The following is a 19,109-nucleotide window of genomic DNA, read 5'->3' as shown; positions in this document are numbered from 1 at the left end:
AATTAGGTAAGGATAACCTAACGCACTGGCGGGTTTGGGGCCGGGGTCACCCGATCCCGAGCACGTCGCGTGTCGCGGGCAGCGCCCGGTCGCGGTCGGCGGCGACCAAGCCGATCCTGGTCCTGCGGTCCAGCAGGTCGCCCTCGTCGAGCGCGCCCTCGTGCCGGACCGACCAGAGCAGGTCGCCCTTGGTCAGGCCGAGCCCGACCTCCTCGGGGTGGGCCTTGACCAGCTCGTACGCCGCCGCGGCCTCGCTGCCGTACCGCTCGGCCAGCCGGGGCGGCACTCCGTCCGGCTGCGGGCCGGCGCCGGACAGGGGGATCTGCTTCGTCCGGCTGGGTCCGGCGTCGAGGTCTTTGAGGGAGACCGCCCGGTCGATGGCGTCCTCGGCCATTCGCCGGTATGTCGTGAGTTTGCCCCCGACGATCGTGACCATGCCGCCGTCCGACACGACCGCGTGCCGGCGGGAGAGGTCCGCCGTGCGGCCGTCCGCGGCCAGGAGCGGCCTCAGGCCCGCGTACGCGCCCGCGACCGCCTCAGGGGTCACCGGAGTCTCCAGGATGCCGTTCAGCACCTCCAGGAGCGCCGTGACGTCCTTTGCGGGCACCTCGGGGACGTCGGGCACCGGCCCGTCCACCGGCTCGTCGGTCAGCCCGACGTAGACGCGGCCGTCGCCCTGGGGGAGTACGAGCGCGAATCGGTTGCTCTCTCCGGGAATGGGCACGTGCATGCCGGCGATCAGCCCCGGCAGCGTCCCGGCGTCCAGCACCAGGTGGCTGCCCCGGGACGGCCGCAGCCGCACCGCCGGGTCGAGCTGCCCGGCCCACACGCCCGTCGCGTTGACCACGGCTCTGGCCCGGATGGTGAACCGCTCGCCGGTCAGCTCGTCGCGCATCTCGGCGCCCTCGTCCGTGAGCCGCAGGGCGCGGCAGCGGGTCAGGACGCGGGCGCCGTGCCCGGCGGCGGTCCTGGCCAGCGCCACGACCAGGCGGGCGTCGTCGAGCAGCCGGCCGTCCCACGACAGCAGGCCGCCGCGCAGGCCGTCGCGCGCCAGCACCGGCGCTAGCGTGTGGGCGCGCGCCGCGCCGAGCCGCGTGGGGCCGGGCAGCAGGCGGCGCGGCGTGCGCGCGGCGGTCCGCAGCCCGTCGCCGAGCCGGTAGCCGGTCATCACCAGGGCGGCCTGCCGCGGGGAGACCGCCGGCGTCAGCGGCAGCAGGTACGGATGGGCCTTGACCAGGTGCGGAGCCGTCGTCCTGAGCAGGATGCCGCGCTCGACCGCGCTCTCGTAGGCCACGTCCACCTGGCCCTTGGCGAGGTAGCGCAGCCCGCCGTGGACCATCTTGGAGCTCCACCTCGACGTGCCGAAGGCCAGGTCGTGCGCGTCGACCGCCGCTACGCTCAACCCGCGGGAGGCGGCGTCGAGGGCCGCGCCGGCTCCCGTCGCGCCGAGCCCCACCACCAGCACGTCCAGCCGCTCCGCGGCGACCACGCCCAGTTCGTACGACCTTCTGCGGGCGTTCAGCGAACTATCCAAGGTAGGCCTCCAGCAGGGCGGCGAGTTCGACGTCCAGGTCGTCGAGCGTCACGGGGTCGAGCATCGTGGGGGCCGACAGCAGGAACGACTGGGCGACCAGCAGCACGGCCCGCGCCCTGGCCGGCCCGCCGACGGCCGGCTCCAGCAGGGCCAGCACCGCTTCGTGGCTCGCCCCCCGCCGGTCCAGCAGGTACGGCAGCAGGAGCTCCGGGTCCGCCTCGACGATCTTGCGCCACAGCGGGTGCCCGCGCAGCGCCCGCACGCCCGCCACGATCGCGGGCACCGGGTCGGACAGGTCGAGCCCCGACACGACCGCGACCCACTCCCGCGTCATAAGGTCGGCGACCAGCGAGCGCACGTCCGGCCAGCGGCGGTAGATCGTCATGCGCGACACGCCCGCCCGCCTGGCCACGTCCGTGAGCGTGGTCCTGCGCACGCCGTAGGCCAGGACGCACGCGCGGGCCGCGTCCAGCACAGCCTCATTGTGACGGTTCGACGTCATGTGTCACAGTGTATGCGTGACCGGTGAACCCATGTCGTGGTGTGGCTGGGGCGACCCCGCCAAGGCCCGCGAGCTGCCCGAACAGATCCGCAAGTTGCTGCACGACCTGCTCGGCGTGCGCGCGCCCGACACCCCGGCCGCGGCCATCGACGACGTCCGGCTGCCGCCGGTCGCGCTGCCCGAGCCGGCGCTGGCCGCGCTCGCGGCCGTCACCGGGCCCGCGCACGTGCTGACCTCCCACGAGGCCAGGCTGCGGCACACGCGCGGCAAGTCCACGCCCGACCTGCTGCGGATGCGCGCGGGAGACGGCTCCGACGCCCCCGACGCGGTCGTGCTGCCCGGTTCGCACGAGGAGGTGGCCGAGCTGCTGCGGCTGTGCGCGGCCGAGCGGATCGCGGTCGTGCCGTTCGGCGGCGGCACCTCGGTCGTCGGCGGGCTCGTGGCCGCGCGGGCCGGCTTCACCGGCGTGATCGCGCTCGACCTGGGCAGGCTCGACCGGCTGCGCTCGGTCGACGCCGAGTCGATGGTGGCCGACTTCGAGCCGGGCGTGCGCGCCCCCGAGGCCGAGCGGCTGCTCGCCGAGCACGGCCTCACGCTGGGGCACTTCCCCCAGTCCTTCGAGTACGCCACGCTCGGCGGCTTCGCCGCCGCCCGCTCCAGCGGCCAGGCCTCGGCCGGGTACGGGCGCTTCGACGACATGGTCGTCGGCCTCACCCTGGCGACGCCGTCCGGGACGCTGGAGCTGGGCCGCGCGCCCAAGTCCGCGGCCGGGCCCGACCTGCGCCAGCTCGTCCTGGGCTCGGAGGGGGCGTTCGGCGTCATCACGTCGTTGCGGCTGCGGGTGCGCAGGCGGCCGGCCGAGCGCCGCTACGAGGGCTGGCGGTTCGAGTCGTTCCGAGCGGGGACGGCCGCCGTGCGGGCACTCGCCCAGGAAGGCCCGCTGCCGACCGTGCTGCGGCTCTCCGACGAGACCGAGACCATGATCGGCCTGGCCCGGCCGGACGCGATCGGCGGCGGCGGCTCCGGCTGCCTGGTGATCCTCGGCGTCGAGGGCGACTGGATCGGCCACCGGCACGCCGCGGCCGCCGCGGTCCTGGCCTGGCACGGCGGCGAGCCGCTGGGGCCCGAGCCCGGCCAGGCGTGGGAGCACGGCCGCTTCTCCGCGCCGTACCTGCGCGACTCGCTGCTCGGCGCGGGCGCCACCGTGGAGACCCTGGAGACGGCCGGCTTCTGGTCGAACCTGCCGCGCCTGTACGACGCCGTCCGGCTGGCCCTGCTCGGCGCGCTCGGCTCGCCGCTGGTCATGTGCCACGTCTCGCACGTGTACGAGACCGGCGCCTCGCTGTACTTCACCGTCGTGACCCCCCAGCAGGGCGACCCGGTCGAGCAGTGGCAGCGGGCCAAGGAGGCGGTGAACGCGGCGATCGTCGAGGCCGGCGGGACGATCTCACACCACCACGGGGTGGGCCGCGACCACCGGGACGCCTACGGCGCGGAGCTGGGCCCGCTGGGCGTGGGCGTGCTCCAGGCCGTCAAGGAGCGGCTGGACCCGGCCGGGATCCTCAACCCGGGGGTGCTGGTCCCTCAGTCGCCGCCGGGGATCTGATCGGCCTCGGCCAGCGTCTCGGCGGCGTCGCTGTAGCGGTGGAGGGCCTCGTACGCCTCGGCCAGCCGGTAGAGGGAGACCGCGAGGTGGCCGCCGTCCAGCCCGCGGCTGAGCGCCACCGCCTCCTGCGCCATGGGCAGCGCCTCGGTGGCGCGGGAGCGGTCGAGCAGCAGCCGGGCCGTGGTGCGCAGGCAGTGGGCCAGCAGGCCGGTGTGCTCGGCGGGGGAGCGGGCGGCCAGCGCCCGGCTCTGGGCGACGGCCTCCAGCGCCCGGTCGACGCCCCGGCCGCCCCGCCGGGGGAGGGTGAGCGCGTAGGCGAGTAACGCCTGCACGGAGGCCGCGTCGGGGCTGCCCGTCCGGGTCGCGTCGTCGGGGCCGTTCCGGTTCATGGCAGCCCACCTCCGCGTCCCAAGGGCTTGCTTGGGGACGTGAGGTTACACCATGCCGCACCATCTGTGTTCCCGGGAGTACGGAGCGTGGAGTGTGCGCGAATGGTGGATGCCGGTAAAGATGTGGTCATGGTGGAAGTCGCGGCCGAGCGCGGGAAGCAGCATTCGTCACGGGTGTCGAAGGCCGGGGCCGGCTGGTCCTGCGCGGAACCGGGGACGTTCGCCCAGCTCAGACCGGACAAGGGTGGATTCACCTGGCTGAATTTACGCACGCTCTGGTTGTCCAGGAACGAGATCCTGGCGAGCTTGTTCGGCGACCCTTCGGGGGAGGTGCGGAAACGGTGGATCGCGGCACAGGAAGCCCGCGGGATAGATCCGGAATTTCGCATCAAGCCCGGCGTCGGGGGAAATTTCAATTTCCTGATTCTGGGCGACACCGGCGAGGGCGACGCCTCCCAGTACGCCGTCGTCCCCGGGATGCTGAGGCTCGGGCAGGACACCTCGTTCGCCGTCATCGCCAGCGACGTCATCTACCCGACGGGGTCGGGCAACGAGTACGGGGACAAGTTCTTCCGCCCGTACAAGGACTACGACGCGCCCATCTACGCGATCCCCGGCAACCACGACTGGTACGACGGGCTCGGCGGCTTCATGCGGGTCTTCTGCGACGCCCCGCCGCTCAAGCCGACGCCGGACCGCGGGCTGCGCGGCCTGCTGTGGCGCAAGCCGGAGACGATCGACGAGGGCAGGCTGGCCGAGGCGCGCAAGCTGCGCGGCCGGCCGGCCCAGCAGGCCGCGCAGCCGGCGCCGTACTGGGCGATCGAGAGCGACAGCCTGCTGATCGTGGGCGTGGACACCGGCATCAAGAACGTGATCGACAAGGCCCAGACGGCCTGGTTGCGCCGCGTCTCGCTCGACCCGCGGCCGAAGATCCTGGTGACCGGGAAGCCGATCTACACCGGCAACGTGCACAAGCCGTCACCGCTGGAGGAAGGCGGCACGATCGATGACATCGTGCGCGACCCGGCCCACCGGTACGTCGCGGCCATCGGCGGAGACGTGCACAACTACCAGCGCTATCCGGTCAAGGTGGGCGACCGGGTGATCCAGTACATCGTGACCGGCGGCGGCGGCGCCTTCATGCACGCCACCCACATCATCGGCAGGGTGGACGTCGCCGGCGTGGCCGAGGACGACTTCAAGTGCTACCCGCTGCGCGGCGACTCGCTGTCCTTCTACAGCCAGCTCTACGCCCGCCGCCTGCGGATGAAGTGGCTCTGCCTCACCCCCGACGAGGCGGTGTGCATCATGTCCAGCCAGATCGGCAACCGCCCGGCCCGGCCGGTCGGGGGGCCGGTCACGGTCACCCGGCGGATGCGCTGGGCGGCGCGGCTGCTCGGGGCCTGGCCGTGGCCGTTCAGGCTCCCGGTGGACAAGGTGTTCCACCGCTTCCTGTCGGAGCTGTCCGACTGGGACCAGCCGCCGTTCTTCAAGCAGTTCCTGCACGTGTCGGTCACGCCCGACCGGCTGACCCTGCGCTGTTTCGCCGCCACCGGCTGCCTGGAGCAGGAGCTCCGGCCGCCGCTGGAGGACGAGGTGCACATCGATTTGTCGTAGCTGTTTGGCACCCTTATGTGCGTGTATGTCGTGGTAGCGGGGGAGACGGTGCTTCCCGTCGGAGGAACGGCCCGGCGCGCGGCCGACCCGGCGTCCGCGGTGCGGGAGCTGGAGTCCGGGAGCGGGCCGCGGTGGGTCTGGGCCGACACGCGGGAGACGTACCCGCCGCTGCTGGAGCGCGGCGTGCGGGTCGCGCGCTGCCACGACCTCGCGCTCACCGAGGGGCTGCTGCTCGCCCACGAGGGCCGCTACGGCGAGCCGCGCTCGGCGCGGGCCGCTCACGCCCGGCTGCACGGCCTGCCGGTGCCCGACGACCAGCCGAGCATGCCCGGCACGCTGTTCGCGCCGGAGCCGCTGTCCGCCGAGGCGGTGGCCGAGGTGCTGGCCGACCAGCTCCGCCGGATCGAGGAACTGCCCGAGCCCGGCCGCTTCCGGCTGCTGGTCGCCGCCGAGTCCGCGGGCGCCCTGGTCGCGGCCGAGATGTCGCACGAGGGCATGCCCTGGCGCCTGGACGTGCACGACGCGCTGCTCACGGACCTGCTCGGCCCGCGGCCCGTGCACGGCATGCGCCCGGCCAAGCTGCAGGCGCTGGCCGACGAGGTGGCGGCGGCCTTCGGGCGGCCGGTCAACCCCGACTCGGTGCAGCAGCTGGTCAAGGCGTTCAAGGGGGCCGGGGTGGCGCTGCGGACGACCCGGTCGTGGGAGCTGAAGAAGATCGACCATCCCGCCGTCCCGCCGCTGCTGGCCTACAAGGAGCTGGCCCGGCTCTACAGCTTCCACGGCTGGGCGTGGGCCGATCAATGGGTGCGCGGCGGGCGCTTCCGCCCCGAGTACGTCGTCGGCGGCGTGGTGTCCGGCCGGTGGGCGACCAGCGGCGGCGGCGCGCTGCAGATCCCCAAGGTGATGCGCCGGGTCGTGGTGGCCGACGCGGGATGGACGCTGGTCGTCGCCGACGCGGCCCAGCTGGAGCCGAGGGTGCTGGCCGCGATGGCCGGCGACGGCGGGCTGGCCAGGGCGGCGGGGGAGATCGACCTGTACTCGGCGCTGGCCCAGTCGTTCGGCGGCGAGCGCGGGAACGCCAAGATCGCCATGCTGTCCGCCATGTACGGCGGCACCAGCGGCGACGCCTCCAAGCTGCTGGCCGTCATGCGCCAGCGCTTCCCCAAGGCGTACCAGTTCGTGGAGGACGCGGCCAAGGCCGGGGAGGAGGGGCGGCTGGTGCGGTCGTGGCTCGGGCGGACCAGCCCGCCGCCGTCCGGGCGGTGGAAGGAGCTGGTGTCCGGCCCGGAGGGCAGCCGGGCGGCCCGTGACCGGGGCAGGTTCACCAGGAACTTCGTGGTGCAGGGCACGGCGGCCGAATGGGCCCTGGCGTTGCTGGCGGTGCTGCGCGGGCTGCTGCCCGAGCCCGCCAGGCTGGTGTTCTTCCAGCACGACGAGGTCATGGTGCACTGCCCGCTGGAGCAGGCCGAGGAGGTCACCGCGGCGGTGACGGCGGCGGCCGCCGAGGCCAGCAGGCTGCTGTTCGGCTCGACCCCGGTGCGCTTCCCGATGGAGACGGTCGCCGTGGGGTGCTACGCCGACGCCAAGTGACCGTTCAGGCCGCCACGGCGCGGTCGCGGTACCGGGCCGCGGCCAGCCAGAGCCCGGCCACGGTGACCATGACGCCGACGACCAGGCCGAGCACGCCGTAGGACAGGATGCCCACGATGGCGCCCGCGATGATCGTCCCGGTGGCGCCGCAGACGTTCATCAGCAGGTCGGACAGGCCCTGCACGGCGGGCCTGCGGTCGATCGGCAGCGACTCGGTCACCAGCGCGGACCCGGCGACCAGCCCGCACGACCAGCCGAGCCCGAGCACGACCAGGGCCGTCGTCACCTGCCACACCCGGTGCCCCGCCGTGCCCGCCAGGACGGCCGCGGCCAGCAGCAGCGCCGAGCCGAGCAGCAGCACCGGCACCTTGCCCGCCCGGTCGGCCAGCCAGCCCACGACTGGCGAGAACATGTACATGCCGGCGATGTGCAGGCTGATCACCAGGCCGATGACGTTCAGGTTCGAGCCGTCGTGGTGGAGCTTGACGGGGGTCATCGACATGATCGAGACCATCGCGGTGTGGGCCACCGCGATCATGACGAGCGCGCGGCGGGCCATGGGGGTCTCGCGCAGCGTGCGCAGGCCCGTCCTGATCGTGCGGTGGCGGCCGGGGGCGGGCTCGGGGGCGCCGTCCAGCTCGCGGGCCAGCTTGAGCGGGTCCGGACGCAGGCCGCCGATGATGATCACCAGCGCCACGGCGAACGCCAGCGCCGCGAACGCGAACGGCCCCGCCTTGGCCGCCAGCCCCGCCTCGATGCCCATCCGGTCGGCGGGCTCGGCCAGGTTGGGCCCGGCGACCGAGCCGACGGTCGAGGCCCACACCACCAGCGACAGGTGCCGGGCCGAGTGGCCCTGCGGCGAAAGGTCGGTGGCCGAGTAGCGGGCCGCCAGGCTGCCCGCGCTGCCGCCGCCGACCAGCACGAGCCCGGCCAGCAGCAGCGGCCAGTTGCCCAGGCTGATCGCGGCCACCGAGATCGCGCAGCCGGCCAGCGCCGCCAGGTAGGTCAGGGACAGGCCGGCCCGGCGGCCCCCCAGGGTCGACAGCCGCGCGGTCGGCAGCGCGAGCAGCGCGGCCCCGAGCACGGTCGCGGTTCCGGCGAACCCGCTGATCACGGTCGAGCCGGACAGCTCGTCCACGACCACCGAGCTGAGCGCCAGGCCGACGGCCACCCCCACGCCGCCCACGATCTGCGCGGCGGACAGGACGGCCAAGGTTCGACGCTGGACCCTGACGAGGTCAGGCCGGGAGACGGGGGGTTTCGTGGGGGCGCTGGTCACCTGTGAAGTCTCGCATAGCCCCCGACATCCCCCCAAAGAGGACAGGCATCCATTTCTCTTGGGAAAGGTGCCTTTTTCAGAGGATGGTGACGGAATCCCCCACGGTGATCCTTCCGGGGGCGTCCGGGATCAGGTTGATGCCGAACCAGACCTTGCCGTCCCACTTGCGGTGGCGGGACAACGTCCTGATGGGCTCCTTGCCCTTGGTGTACGTCGCGGTGTCGATCGTGGTCAGCACGCAGCGGTCGCAGCCCTTGGTCACCCGGAAGGCGACCGCGCCGATGCGCAGCCGCCGCCACTCGTCCTCGGCGAACGGCCGCTCCGCCCCGTCGATCACCACGCTGGGCCGGAAGCGGTGCATGGGCAGCGGGGCGGGGACCTCCTCGCCGCGTTCGGCCGCCGTCTCGGCGATCCAGTCGTTGAGCCGGCCGAGGGAGGCGGTCGTGGTCAGCAGCAGGGGGTAGCCGTCGGCCAGGCTCACCCGGTCGCCGGGCAGGCCGTACTCGGGGTTGACGGGACGGCGGGCCGGGTCGTCGAGCCAGGCCAGCCGCGCCGGGCGGCCGATCAGCTCCGACAACCAGCGCGCCGCGTCGTCGCCGCAGTCGGTGAGCTCGACGGGCGTGCGCCAGACGTCCACGGTGGTCATGGCGGACGTGGGGGTGACCCGCAGCGGGGGCGCGTGCGGGCCGGTCAGGGTGAGGGTGTCGCCGTCGAGCTGCGCCACGCAGGCCAGCAGCCTGGGGTGCTCGCGGGCGGTCAGCATGCCGCCCTGGCCGTCGGTCACCAGGTAACGCCGGTCGCCGGCCAGCCCCCACGGCTGCACCTCGGCCTCATGGACGTCGTGCCCGGCGGTGGACTTGACGGGATAGAAGTGGATGCTCGCCAGTTCCATGGCCAGGACCGTACCTCACGGCCTCGGGACGGCTTCGGCCCGGTGGGCCGCGGCGACCGGCTCCCGGCCCGGCCGGGCCGACAGGGCCACCACGCCCAGGGCCGCCGCGCCGAGCACCGCGCCGATCCAGCCGACGGACGGGTATCCGGCGCCCGCCCCGATGGCCAGCCCGCCGAGCCACGGGCCGACGGTGATGCCGACGTTGAAGGCGCAGACGTTCATCGCGGCGGCCATCGTCGGGGCGTCCTTGGCCAGGGTGAAGACGCGGGTGTTCAACGTCGGGTTGGTGGCGAAGCCGAACCCGCCGAGCAGCAGGACCAGCGGCACGACCAGCACCGCGACCGGCGCGGCCAGGGCCAGCAGGACCGAGGTCACGACCAGCCCGGCGATGCCCGCGTACAGGGTGGGGAAGGGACGCGTGTCGGCGGTGCGCCCGCCGATCGTGATGCCGATCACCGCGCCGACGCCGTACAGGGCCAGGACGGCGGGCACCCAGGCGGCCCGCAGGCCGGTCGTGTCCACGAGCATCGCGCTCAGGTAGCTGAAGGAGACCAGCAGCCCGCCGGTCGCCAGGGCGGTGGTGGCGAAGGCGAGCCACAGCCGCGGGCTCAGCATCGAGCGCAGCTGCGCGGCGACGCTCGGCGCGGCCTCCCGCTCGGGACGGCCGCCGGGGATCGTGGCCAGAACGCCCAGGGCCGCCAGCGCCGACAGCGCGGCCACGGCCCAGAACGCGGCGCGCCAGCCGAGGTGCTGGCCGATGACCGTGCCCAGGGACAGCCCGACGACGGTGGCCACGGTCAGGCCGCCCGCCACGATGCTCATCGCCTTCCCCCTGGCGTTCGGCGGCACCAGGCCGACCGCCGTGGACGCCGCGACCGCCCAGAAGCCGGCGTAGACGAACGCGCCCGCCACGCGGGTGGCGAACAGCAGGCCGTAGCTGCTGGTCAGGGCCCCGGCCACGTGGGTCAGCGCGAAGACCGCCATGAACGTCAGCAGCGCCGTCCGGCGCGGCCAGCGCATGGTCACGACGGCCAGCACCGGCGCCCCCACCAGCATCCCGATCGCGAACGCCGAGATCAGCAGCCCCGCGTCGGGGACGGACACGCCGAGGTCGGCGGCCATCTCCGGCAGCAGTCCGGCCAGCATGAGCTCCGAGGTGCCCTGGGCGAAGATCGCCAGCCCCAGGATGAACACCGCCAACGGCATGAGAACTCCTCCAATTTTAGAACGGTCAGTACAAAATTCCGGCGCGAAAGAGCGCCGAGGCGCAGGAAAGCTCAGAAAGCGGTCAGCGCCGTCGTCGCGATGGATTCGAGCACCGCCCGCCCGGCCCCGCCCCGGGCCGCGACGCGCAGGCCGCTGACCGTGGCCACGACGAAGTGCGCGAGCGCCAGGGCGTCCTTGCCGGCGTCGATCTCACCGAGGGCCTGGCCGCGCTCGATCGCGCCGCGCAGCGCCTCCACCCGCCGCTCGCCGTCGCGGCGCAGCAGTGCGGCGATCTCCGGATCGTGCGGAGCCAGCTCCACCAGGGCGTTGACCACCAGGCAGCCAGCCGGGTCGCCGGCCTCGGGGTCGACCGCCTGCCAGAGCACGGTCCTGATCTTCTCCACGGCGGGCAGATCGCAGGCCATCAGCTCGATCAGCGCGGACGTGCGCTCCTCCTGGTAGCGGCGCAGCGCCCGCTCGTAGAGGTCGCGCTTGTTCGCGAAGGTGTTGTAGATGCTGCTGCGGCCGAGGCCGGTGGCCTCGCACAGGTCCTGGGTCGAGGTGCCTTCGTAGCCCGCGTCCCAGAACGCGCGCATGGCGGCCTCGACGGCGCGGTCCTCCTCGAACGTCCGTGGTCGTGCCATGACGAGCACGCTAGCACGTTTTGGAATGATCAGTGCAATATGGGTCAGGTGGTCTGGCGGAACGTGTCCAGGAACGTCTTGCGGACCTCGGCCTGGTCGTCCCACTTCAGCTCGGGCATGTCGAACGAGATCGTGAAGGCGGTCTTGTCGTCGAGCGTGACGTACCGGGTCAGGGCGTGCATCGGGACGCCGTCCTTGGAGGTGTAGGTGTACTCCCAGTCGGCGGCCTTCCAGCCGCGGTAGTCGGTGGCCTGGAGCTGCACCTGGATGTAGCCCTCCACACCGCCGTCGGCCTCGCGCCGGCTCAGCTCGGCGAGCCCGTCGGCCTGTGGGGCGGCCTGCTCGACGACGATCCGCGAGCCGGAGTCCTTGGGGCCGGTGAAGGTGGCCGCGTCCCCCGAGGTGGCCGGCTTCCAGCCGTCCGGGACCGCCGCGGCGAAGCCCGGCGCGGTGTGCTCCTTGTAGCCGTCGGGCACCGGCGACGGACCGGTCTTCCGCGGCGCCTGGCTGGTGGCGGCGGCCGTCTGCGTGCCGGGGGAGACCTGCGGCGCGCCGCCGGACAGGATGACCACGATCGCGCCGATCACCACGGCCACGCCCGCGACCGCGCCGGCGATCAGCAACGGCGTGGGCCGCCCGCCGCGCATCCAGGGGCCGTCGCCCTCCTGGACCCTGCGGCGGCTCGTGCCCGCCCGCGAAGGACCGCCGCGCGAGGGGCCGCCGCGCGCGGGCCCGGTGCGGGTGGAGCCGGTGCGCGCGGCGCCGGTCCGGGTGGAGCCGGTGGCCGACGGGCCGGTGCGCGACCCGGCGCCGGAGCCGGGCAGGGTCGCCAGGCGGCTGTGGCTGAAGTCGTGCGACAGGTCGCGCGAGTGCTCGCGCAGTTCGTCGGCCGAGGCCAGCGGCCACGGCGCCGGGACGGCGGCCGCCCTGCTGTCCGTGGTCAGCGGCAGGATCGGCTGCGGCGCGGGCGCGACGGGCGCGCCGAGGTCGTCGAGGTCGTCGAGGTCCGCGGCGGGCCGTTCCATCCGGTGCGGGCCGGACGGGCCGCCGAAGGCGTCGAAGCCGCCGGCCGGGGAGGGGAGCCGGTCGGTGCGATGGCTGCCCGACGGGCTCGACAGGCTGTCGTCGGGCGGCATCGCGTACCCGCCCGCCGGGCCGGCCAGCGGGTCGTACGGCACCCGCACCGGCCCGGAAGGGGTCTCCACGATGCGCGAGGGCATCGGCCCGGACGGGTGCTCCAGCGGCGGCAACATCCCGAGCGGGGTCTGGCCCGACTCGGCCGGCAGCGTCTCGGGCGGGCGCGGACGGGCCGAGCCGTGGGCGCGCAGCACCGCCTCCAGCAGGTCGGCGACCTGCTCGGCGGTGAGCCGCTCGGCCGGGTTCTTGCGCAGCAGGCCCTCGATCACCGGCAGCAGCGAGCCGGCCCGCTGCGGCCTGATCGGCTCCTGGGTGAGCACCGCGCCCAGCACCGCGATCGCGTCCGGCCCTTCGTACGGCGGCCGCCCCTCCACGGCCGCGTACAGGGTCGCGCCGAAGGACCACAGGTCGGCCGGCTGCCCGATCGGCTGCCCGGACAGCCGCTCCGGCGGCACGTACGCGGGGGAGCCCATGAGCAGCCCGGTCTGCGTGATCGTCACGTCGCCCTCGATGGCGGCGATGCCGAAGTCGGTCAGCACCACGCGGTCGGAGGTCAGCAGCACGTTGCCCGGCTTGATGTCGCGGTGCAGGATGCCGGCCGCGTGCGCGTGCCGGAGCGCGTCGAGCACGCGGATGCCGATCTCGGCGGCCTGGATCACCGGCAGCGGGCCGCTCTGCCGCACGGCCTGCTCCAGCGACCAGGCGCGCACCAGCTCCATCACGATCCACGGCCGGCCGTCCTCCTCGACGACGTCGTGGACGGTGACGATGCCCGGATGCGTCAGCCGGGCCGCCGACCTGGCCTCGCGCAACATGCGCCGGTGGGCCATCTGCTTGCCCGCCTGATCCAGCCCGTACGGCAGGATCAGCTCCTTGACCGCGACGTCCCGGTCGAGCAGCACGTCGTGGGCGTGCCACACCATGCCCATGCCGCCCCGGCCGACCGGCGACATCAACCGGTAACGCCTGCCGACCAGACGCCCCTGGCCCTGCGGGTCACCCCCCGGCGCACCCTGGTCCGGGCCGGGCCCGCCGAGCAAGCGGTCGGCTGCCATCTTGCCGCCCCCATTCAGCCTCATCCGTCACATCAGAGCGTGACCACTTCGTGCGGTGGATCGCCGTACGCGCCACCGTGCGCCATGCGCTACTTGCAGATTATGAGGTTCGCCACGATATCGGCGGAAAATCGGTAATGGAAGGCGAAGGGCCTTTACAGCCGCTCTGACCTGCAGATATACGGCCTTTCAAACTGATCACTTACTCAGCGGCGAGTGCGATCAAGGCGCTGGTGAACGCCTGTGCGGGCGGCTCCACCAGGCCCGCGCCGACCTGGCCGGTGCCCGCCACGCGCCCCGCGATGCCGGTGTTGACGACCGGCAGAATGCCCGTCCTGGCGACGAGCGTCACGTCGATGCCGACGGGCGTGCCGCGGAATCCGAGCCCGGGAATCTGGTACGCGGGATGCTCGGCGAGCGTGATCTCGTACATCGAGCGGGTCGCCCGCACCGCGTCGGCCACCTCGCCGCCGACGAAACGCACGATCGCGGGCGCGGCGGCCATCGCGAAGCCGCCCAGCCCGGAGGTCTCGGTGATCGTGGAGTCGCCGATGTCGGGGTTGGCGTCCTGGGGGCCGTACGCGCCGAGGTAGAGGCCGTCCGGCACCCCGGCCGGGCCGGTGAACCAGCGTCCGCCGAGCCCGGAGACCTGCACGCCGAAGTCGGTGCCGTTCCTGGCCATGGCCACGACCAGCGAGGAGCCGGGGATGTCGCGGGCGGCGTCCGTGCTCACCTTGCCCGCGGCCATGCCCGCGTTGAGGAAGAAGTGGTCGTTGCCGTTGACGAAGCGCAACACCTGCGCCGCCTGCGCGGGCGCGGCCTCCACCAGGGCCGGGGCCAGCTCGCGCAGCAGCAGCGAGGTGGCCGCGCGGTTGCGGTTGTGCAGCTCGTCGCCCATCTGCAGGGCCTGCGCGATCAGCGAGCGCAGGTCGATCGGGCCGGTACGGGCCAGCGTCGCGGCGAGGACCGGGCCGAGCACCTCGTCCATCCAGCGCAGCCGGTCGAGCACCTCGGGGCCGTACGCGCCGTACCTGAGCACCTTGCCCAGGCCCTCGTTGAGCGAGCAGTAGGCGGTGCCGCCGTGCTCCTCGTCGCGTACCTCCAGCAGCCACATGGACGGGCTCACCACGCCCGCCATCGGGCCGACCATGGCGTGCTCGTGGCAGGGCCGCAGCGCGACCGCGCCCGCCGCCAGCCCGGCCGCGGCCTCGCGCTCGTCGCCCGCCAGGCCCTCCAGCAACATCGCGCCGATCAGCGCGCCGCGCATCGGGCCCGAGGCGCGCTCCCACTCGATCGGCGGCCCGGCGTGCAGGAACGTCCCCGCGGGCAGCACCTCGGCGGCCCGCCGCAGGCCCACCAGGTACGGCCGCGCGCCGGTCAGCCTGCGCACGGCCAGCTCATTGGCGGCCGTCCTGCGCGGGTCGGCCAGCACCCTGGCCAGGGCGTCGGCGGTGCCGGGCAGCGGCGGCCGCCAGGCCACCGGCGTCGTCGGCACGGCCTGGGCCGCCAGCGCCTCGTCGAGCAGCCCCGCGCCGACGGTGATCACCCGCGGCGGCCCCGACAACAGGCTCACGACACCCTCCCGGCAAGGCGGCGAACGGCGAACGAGGGCACGGCGAACGAGGGCACGGCGGGCGGGGTCACAGGAGGCTCCGGGCGTGGCGGGCGGCCTCGGCGTTGGAGACGTGCACGGCCGCCCCGGCCTCGCGCAGCGCGGCGGCCTGCCGGTGCAGGTCCTGGGGGTCGCCCGCGCTGCCGACCAGCGCCAGCACGACGGTGGCCGGCGTACGGGCGACGGCCGGCGCGAGCGAGGCCGCCGGGTCGGGGTCGGCGGCGTGGCCGAGCACGACGTCCATGAGCACCACCTCGTCCGCCCCGGCCCGCGACAGGGCCTCCAGGCGCAGCGTCGGATCGATCATCGGATGCGCCCTGCCCCTGGTGTAGGCGTCGTCCCCGAAGTCGGTGAACTCGCCAGGCCCGGCCAGGACGGCGGCCTCCGCGCACAGCGTGCCGCCCGCGTACAGGCCCCTGACGCTCCGCGGCTCCCCGCGCAGCGCGCCCGGCCACGACGGCCACCCGGGCACGCCGCGGCCCAGCGCCCCCAGCGCCCGCCCGGCCGCCTCGGTGAGGTCGGTCTCCGGCAGCAGCGCCTCCACCACCGGCGTGCGCAACCCGGCGGCCACCTCCCGGACGGCCTCCGCCACGCCCGGGCCGGGCGGCTTGCCGACCAGCACGATCAGCTCGGTGGCCGGATCGTCGTCGAGCATTCGCAGGGCGCGCCTCGTGGCCAGCCCGCCGACCTCGGCCGACAGGTCCCTGCCGCCCACGCCGAGGATGTGGCTGACCCCGGCCTCCGCCCAGTCGAGCAGGCACGACACCTGCTGGGCGCCGGTGCCGGAGGCGGCGACCAGGCCGACCGGCCCCGGCCGCAGCACGTTGGCGAAGCCGAGCCCGACGCCCGCGATCGAGGCGGTGCCGCAGTCGGGCCCCATGACCAGGACGCCGCGCTCCTCGGCCAGCTCCTTGAGCCACCGCTCCTGGGCCAGGGGCACGCCGTCGCTGAAGATCATCACCGGCAGCCCGGCCGTGACGGCGTCGTGGGCCTCGCAGAAGGCGTGCTCGCCGGGCACGGACACCAGGACCAGGTCGGCCGGCGTCCTGGCGGCCGAGCGGGTGGTGCGCGGCGGCTGCTCCCCGGACACCGTGGCCGCGGTGGTGGCGGCCCGCGCGGTCAGGCGGGCGTCCAGCTCCTCGACGGCCCGCGCGGGGTCGGCGCCGCGCAGGGCGATGAGCAGGTCGCCGGGGCCCGCGGGCGGGGGCTCGAAGCCGAGGTCGCGGACGATGGCGAGGTTGAGCTCGGTGGCCATGGCCACCATCGCCACCTCCACGCCCGGCATTTCGGTCAGCGCACGACTTATTCGCATCAAGGTGACGGAGTCGTGGTACGTCCCTTTTCTCAGCTGGATCAGGTCGTCGCTCACGGGCGCCTGCTCAACGCCCGGACCGAGGCCAGCCCGATCGAGATGCCCTGGGCGAGGTCGGCGCCCGAGGTGTGGCCGAGCCGGTGCAGGCGCCGCAGCGCCGGTTCGAGCGCCTGCCTGCCCGCGATGCCGCGCAGCACGCCGGTCACCTCCGGGCTGGCCTCGCCCCTGGCCGCGCAGTGCAGCAACGTCGCCGAGATCGGCGTCGTACGGGTGCGCGCGTCGTAGGTGACGGTCGCCGCCAGCCAGTCGGCCAGCCAGACCGCCCGCCGCGTGCCGGTCGCCGTGCCGAGGTGCCTCAGCGTCACCAGCAGCCCGGCCAGCACGTCGTCGCCGCTCGGCGTGAGCCCGGGACCGAGGCCCACGAGCCGTTCCGCCGCCGTCACCGCGCCCAGCAGCCGGGCCTGCGCGCAACTGCGCGCCAGCAGCTCGACCGCGTCGTTCCCGGCCAGTCCGGGCCGTCCGGGGCCGTCCAGGACGACGTCGGCCAGGCTCAGCGGATCGACCGGGCCGAGCGCCGGAGCCGGGTCCCACCAGCGGCGCACGCCGAGGCTCAGCGAGCCCAGCTCGATGCCGCGGTCGCCGACGGAGGCGTCGTCACCCACGGTGACCTTCGGCAGTGGCGTGGCCAGCAACACCGAGTTGGGCAGCCGGGCCGCCTCGCCGGTGATCAGGGCGATCACCGAAGGCTCGCAGTCGGTCCTGACCTCCAGGTATATCCCCGCGGAGAACGCCGCGAGCACCCGGGCCGGGCTGCGCGGGGCCTCCAGCACGGGACGCACGGCGGTGCTCGCCGCGCCCGTCACGCGGACCCGGGCACGCCGTGCATGAGTACTGACGGTCACCGAACCTCCCATCGGACCCTGGTCCTGACCGTAGAACGGCCGGAGAACCCTCCGTACGGAGAAATTTGCCAACAGTCAGCGGGAAGGTTGGCTCTTCCTGACAGACCGTCTGGGGAGTCACAATCACCACATGGAGCCCCCTGTGCGTCTGGCCAGCACCGGAACGATCATCCATGGCGTCTCGGTCGGAGAGGTGCTCGGCGTCTCGACCCTGGCCGAGGCCAGGCTGATCGCGGGGGAGAGCGGGCTCGGGCGCATCGTGCAGCGGCTCAACGTCATGGAGGTGCCCGACATCCTGGCCTGGGTCAAGCCGCACGAGCTGCTGCTGACCACGGGCTACCCGCTGCGCAACACGCCGCAGTCGCTCGGCCGCCTGGTCGCCGACCTGGACGAGCGCGGCCTGGCCGCCCTGGCCATCAAACTCGGCCGGTACGTGGACGAGCTGCCCGCCGAGATGACCGAGCAGGCCGACCGGCTCGGCTTCCCGCTCATCCTGCTGCCCAACGACGTCGGCTTCGACGACATCCTCAACCAGGTGCTCACCGACATACTCAACCGCCAGGCCGCCGTGCTGGCCCGCGCCGAGGAGGCGCACCGGGCGCTGGTCCACGTGGTGCTGGCCGGCGGCGGGCTGAACGAGGTCGCCGCCGAGGTGGCCCAGCTCCTCGACGTGGCCGTGGCCGCCGTGGACGGCTCCGGCCAGGTCCTGGCCACCGCCGGGGCGGCCGAGCACGTCGCCGCCCTGCGCGAGTCGATCTCCCGCGAGGGGCCGCCGCCCGCGCGGGCCGCCGACGCGCCGGGCCGCGGCAGGACGTTCGCCTCGGCCCCCGTGCTGGCCGGCGGCCACCACCACGGCCGGATCGTCGCCTACAGCGCCACCGGCGCGATCAGGGACAGCGACATCGGCATCCTCGAACGCGCCGCCACCGTCGCCGCGCTGGTCGTGACCCGGCAGGAGGCGGTCAACGCGGTCGAGAGCAAGTACCGGGCCGACTTCCTGCGTGACGTGCTCACCGGCCGGGCCGGCACGCCCGAGCGGGTCGACGCCAGGGCCAGGGCGTTCGGCTGGGACCTGGCCCGGCCGGTGATCGTGCTGGTGGCCGAGCTCGACCCCGACGGCGACGAGCGCAGCGCCCAGGACCGGCTGGTGTCCTGCTGGACGGCGGCCGTGCGGCGGCACGACCCGCGCGGCGCGGTGGCCGGGTTCTCGCACGAGGTCGTCGCCGTCGTGGACGCCTCGCTCGACGCCGCCAGGGTGGCCAAGGACGCCGCCTCGGCGTTCGCCGACGTGCCGCCCGCGACGTTCTCCACCGGCACCTCGCGGCCGAGCCCGGGGGTCGGGACGCTGCCGGAGGCGTACGCCCAGGCGATGAAGGCGGCCCGGGTGGGCCGGCAGCTGCACGGGCCGGGCGCGGTCGCGCACTTCGACCAGCTCGGCGTCTACCGGCTGCTGTCGCTGGTGAACGACACCGGCGAGCTGCACGCGTTCGTCCGCGAGACGCTGGGCCCGCTGGCCTGGGACGAGGACGCCGAGAACGCCGACCTGCGGCGCACGTTGCAGGTGCTCCTGGAGACCAACCTCAACGTCGCCGAGACCGCCCGCCGGCTGCACTTCCACTACAACACGCTGCGCTACCGGATCGGGAAGCTGGAACGCCTGCTCGGCAACTTCACCGACGACCCTCACCTGCGGCTCAACCTCACCCTGGCCCTGCACGTGCTGCGCATGCGCGGCATCTAGATCGCTGATGTGAATTTGGGTCAATGGTCGTAGGCGGTCAGTGATCGTTTCACGGGGGCGCCGGTGTTCCAGTTGTGCCAGATCGCGGCGT

At 74.1% G+C, this 19,109-nt stretch carries 15 protein-coding genes; 4 read left to right on the top strand and 11 right to left on the bottom strand.

The annotated features are described in order from the left end of the window. Positions 1-46 precede the first annotated feature (46 nt). The gene (locus ACFYYW_RS37860) at positions 47-1,534 is read right to left on the bottom strand and encodes a glycerol-3-phosphate dehydrogenase/oxidase (RefSeq protein ID WP_387656513.1); all 1,488 of its coding nucleotides are present in this window, start codon (positions 1,532-1,534) and stop codon (positions 47-49) included. Continuing rightward, positions 1,527-2,036, bottom strand: coding sequence for a TetR/AcrR family transcriptional regulator (locus ACFYYW_RS37855; protein WP_387656510.1), 510 nt, complete (start codon positions 2,034-2,036; stop codon positions 1,527-1,529). The genes ACFYYW_RS37860 and ACFYYW_RS37855 overlap by 8 nt, the downstream gene beginning before the upstream one ends. Positions 2,037-2,067: 31 nt before the next feature. Here ACFYYW_RS37855 and ACFYYW_RS37850 point away from each other — a divergent pair, with 31 nt between their 5' ends. After that, positions 2,068-3,642: an FAD-binding oxidoreductase gene (locus ACFYYW_RS37850; protein WP_387656861.1), complete on the top strand. Its 1,575-nt coding sequence runs from the start codon at positions 2,068-2,070 to the stop codon at positions 3,640-3,642. Here the strand turns inward: ACFYYW_RS37850 and ACFYYW_RS37845 are convergent. Further along, entirely contained in the window at positions 3,621-4,031 is a 411-nt protein-coding gene (locus ACFYYW_RS37845; RefSeq protein WP_352322350.1) for a hypothetical protein, read from the bottom strand. The genes ACFYYW_RS37850 and ACFYYW_RS37845 overlap by 22 nt on opposite strands. A 129-nt stretch (positions 4,032-4,160) precedes the next feature. On the opposite strand from ACFYYW_RS37845, the gene ACFYYW_RS37840 reads away from it, so the two are divergent. Together ACFYYW_RS37840 and ACFYYW_RS37835 are read left to right on the top strand one after the other, a co-directional pair. Continuing rightward, complete coding sequence (locus ACFYYW_RS37840) at positions 4,161-5,648, top strand: metallophosphoesterase family protein (RefSeq protein WP_387656507.1); 1,488 nt, start codon at positions 4,161-4,163, stop codon at positions 5,646-5,648. 21 nt (positions 5,649-5,669) lie between these two features. Further along, positions 5,670-7,238, top strand: coding sequence for a bifunctional 3'-5' exonuclease/DNA polymerase (locus ACFYYW_RS37835; protein WP_387656505.1), 1,569 nt, complete (start codon positions 5,670-5,672; stop codon positions 7,236-7,238). A 4-nt stretch (positions 7,239-7,242) separates the two neighbouring features. On the opposite strand, the gene ACFYYW_RS37830 is transcribed toward ACFYYW_RS37835, so the two are convergent. The 8 genes from ACFYYW_RS37830 to ACFYYW_RS37795 all read right to left on the bottom strand — a co-directional run bounded on the left by ACFYYW_RS37830 (position 7,243) and on the right by ACFYYW_RS37795 (position 17,277). After that, positions 7,243-8,451: an MFS transporter gene (locus tag ACFYYW_RS37830; protein ID WP_387656502.1), complete on the bottom strand. Its 1,209-nt coding sequence runs from the start codon at positions 8,449-8,451 to the stop codon at positions 7,243-7,245. 142 nt (positions 8,452-8,593) lie between these two features. Beyond that, complete coding sequence (locus ACFYYW_RS37825) at positions 8,594-9,409, bottom strand: MOSC N-terminal beta barrel domain-containing protein (RefSeq protein WP_352322358.1); 816 nt, start codon at positions 9,407-9,409, stop codon at positions 8,594-8,596. 15 nt (positions 9,410-9,424) lie between these two features. Next, complete coding sequence (locus ACFYYW_RS37820) at positions 9,425-10,615, bottom strand: Cmx/CmrA family chloramphenicol efflux MFS transporter (protein ID WP_387656499.1); 1,191 nt, start codon at positions 10,613-10,615, stop codon at positions 9,425-9,427. Between the two features lie 71 nt (positions 10,616-10,686). Beyond that, the gene (locus tag ACFYYW_RS37815) at positions 10,687-11,259 is read right to left on the bottom strand and encodes a TetR/AcrR family transcriptional regulator (protein ID WP_387656497.1); all 573 of its coding nucleotides are present in this window, start codon (positions 11,257-11,259) and stop codon (positions 10,687-10,689) included. Between the two features lie 44 nt (positions 11,260-11,303). After that, positions 11,304-13,451 carry a protein kinase gene (locus tag ACFYYW_RS37810; RefSeq protein WP_387656494.1) on the bottom strand — a complete coding sequence of 716 codons (2,148 nt, stop codon included), beginning with the start codon at positions 13,449-13,451 and terminating at the stop codon, positions 11,304-11,306. 202 nt (positions 13,452-13,653) lie between these two features. Then, entirely contained in the window at positions 13,654-15,024 is a 1,371-nt protein-coding gene (locus tag ACFYYW_RS37805; RefSeq protein ID WP_387656492.1) for a DUF1116 domain-containing protein, read from the bottom strand. Between the two features lie 67 nt (positions 15,025-15,091). After that, positions 15,092-16,432: an FdrA family protein gene (locus tag ACFYYW_RS37800; RefSeq protein ID WP_387656490.1), complete on the bottom strand. Its 1,341-nt coding sequence runs from the start codon at positions 16,430-16,432 to the stop codon at positions 15,092-15,094. Further along, positions 16,429-17,277 (bottom strand): DUF2877 domain-containing protein, encoded by an 849-nt coding sequence (locus ACFYYW_RS37795; protein WP_387656487.1) that lies wholly within the window; start codon positions 17,275-17,277, stop codon positions 16,429-16,431. Before ACFYYW_RS37795 ends, ACFYYW_RS37800 begins: the two co-directional genes overlap by 4 nt. Positions 17,278-17,407: 130 nt before the next feature. Here ACFYYW_RS37795 and ACFYYW_RS37790 point away from each other — a divergent pair, with 130 nt between their 5' ends. After that, positions 17,408-19,018, top strand: a complete 1,611-nt coding sequence (locus ACFYYW_RS37790; protein ID WP_387656484.1) for a PucR family transcriptional regulator — start codon at positions 17,408-17,410, stop codon at positions 19,016-19,018. Positions 19,019-19,109 lie beyond the last annotated feature (91 nt).

This window comes from Nonomuraea sp. NPDC001831, assembly GCF_042892035.1.
In the GTDB taxonomy this organism is placed as follows: Bacteria; Actinomycetota; Actinomycetes; order Streptosporangiales; family Streptosporangiaceae; genus Nonomuraea.
The sequence above is the reverse complement of the archived record's forward strand: the minus strand, read 5'-3'. Positions and strand labels throughout refer to the sequence as shown.

What these genes read in the sequence shown, in the direction of transcription:
- ACFYYW_RS37810 (WP_387656494.1), bottom strand. Translation starts at nt 13,451, where the DNA reads ATGGCAGCCGACCGCTTGCTCGGCGGGCCCGGCCCGGACCAGGGTGCG.
- ACFYYW_RS37820 (WP_387656499.1), bottom strand. Translation starts at nt 10,615, where the DNA reads ATGCCGTTGGCGGTGTTCATCCTGGGGCTGGCGATCTTCGCCCAGGGC.
- ACFYYW_RS37855 (WP_387656510.1), bottom strand. Translation starts at nt 2,036, where the DNA reads ATGACGTCGAACCGTCACAATGAGGCTGTGCTGGACGCGGCCCGCGCG.
- ACFYYW_RS37845 (WP_352322350.1), bottom strand. Translation starts at nt 4,031, where the DNA reads ATGAACCGGAACGGCCCCGACGACGCGACCCGGACGGGCAGCCCCGAC.
- ACFYYW_RS37815 (WP_387656497.1), bottom strand. Translation starts at nt 11,259, where the DNA reads ATGGCACGACCACGGACGTTCGAGGAGGACCGCGCCGTCGAGGCCGCC.
- ACFYYW_RS37790 (WP_387656484.1), top strand. Translation starts at nt 17,408, where the DNA reads ATGGAGCCCCCTGTGCGTCTGGCCAGCACCGGAACGATCATCCATGGC.
- ACFYYW_RS37825 (WP_352322358.1), bottom strand. Translation starts at nt 9,409, where the DNA reads ATGGAACTGGCGAGCATCCACTTCTATCCCGTCAAGTCCACCGCCGGG.
- ACFYYW_RS37840 (WP_387656507.1), top strand. Translation starts at nt 4,161, where the DNA reads ATGGTGGAAGTCGCGGCCGAGCGCGGGAAGCAGCATTCGTCACGGGTG.
- ACFYYW_RS37850 (WP_387656861.1), top strand. Translation starts at nt 2,068, where the DNA reads ATGTCGTGGTGTGGCTGGGGCGACCCCGCCAAGGCCCGCGAGCTGCCC.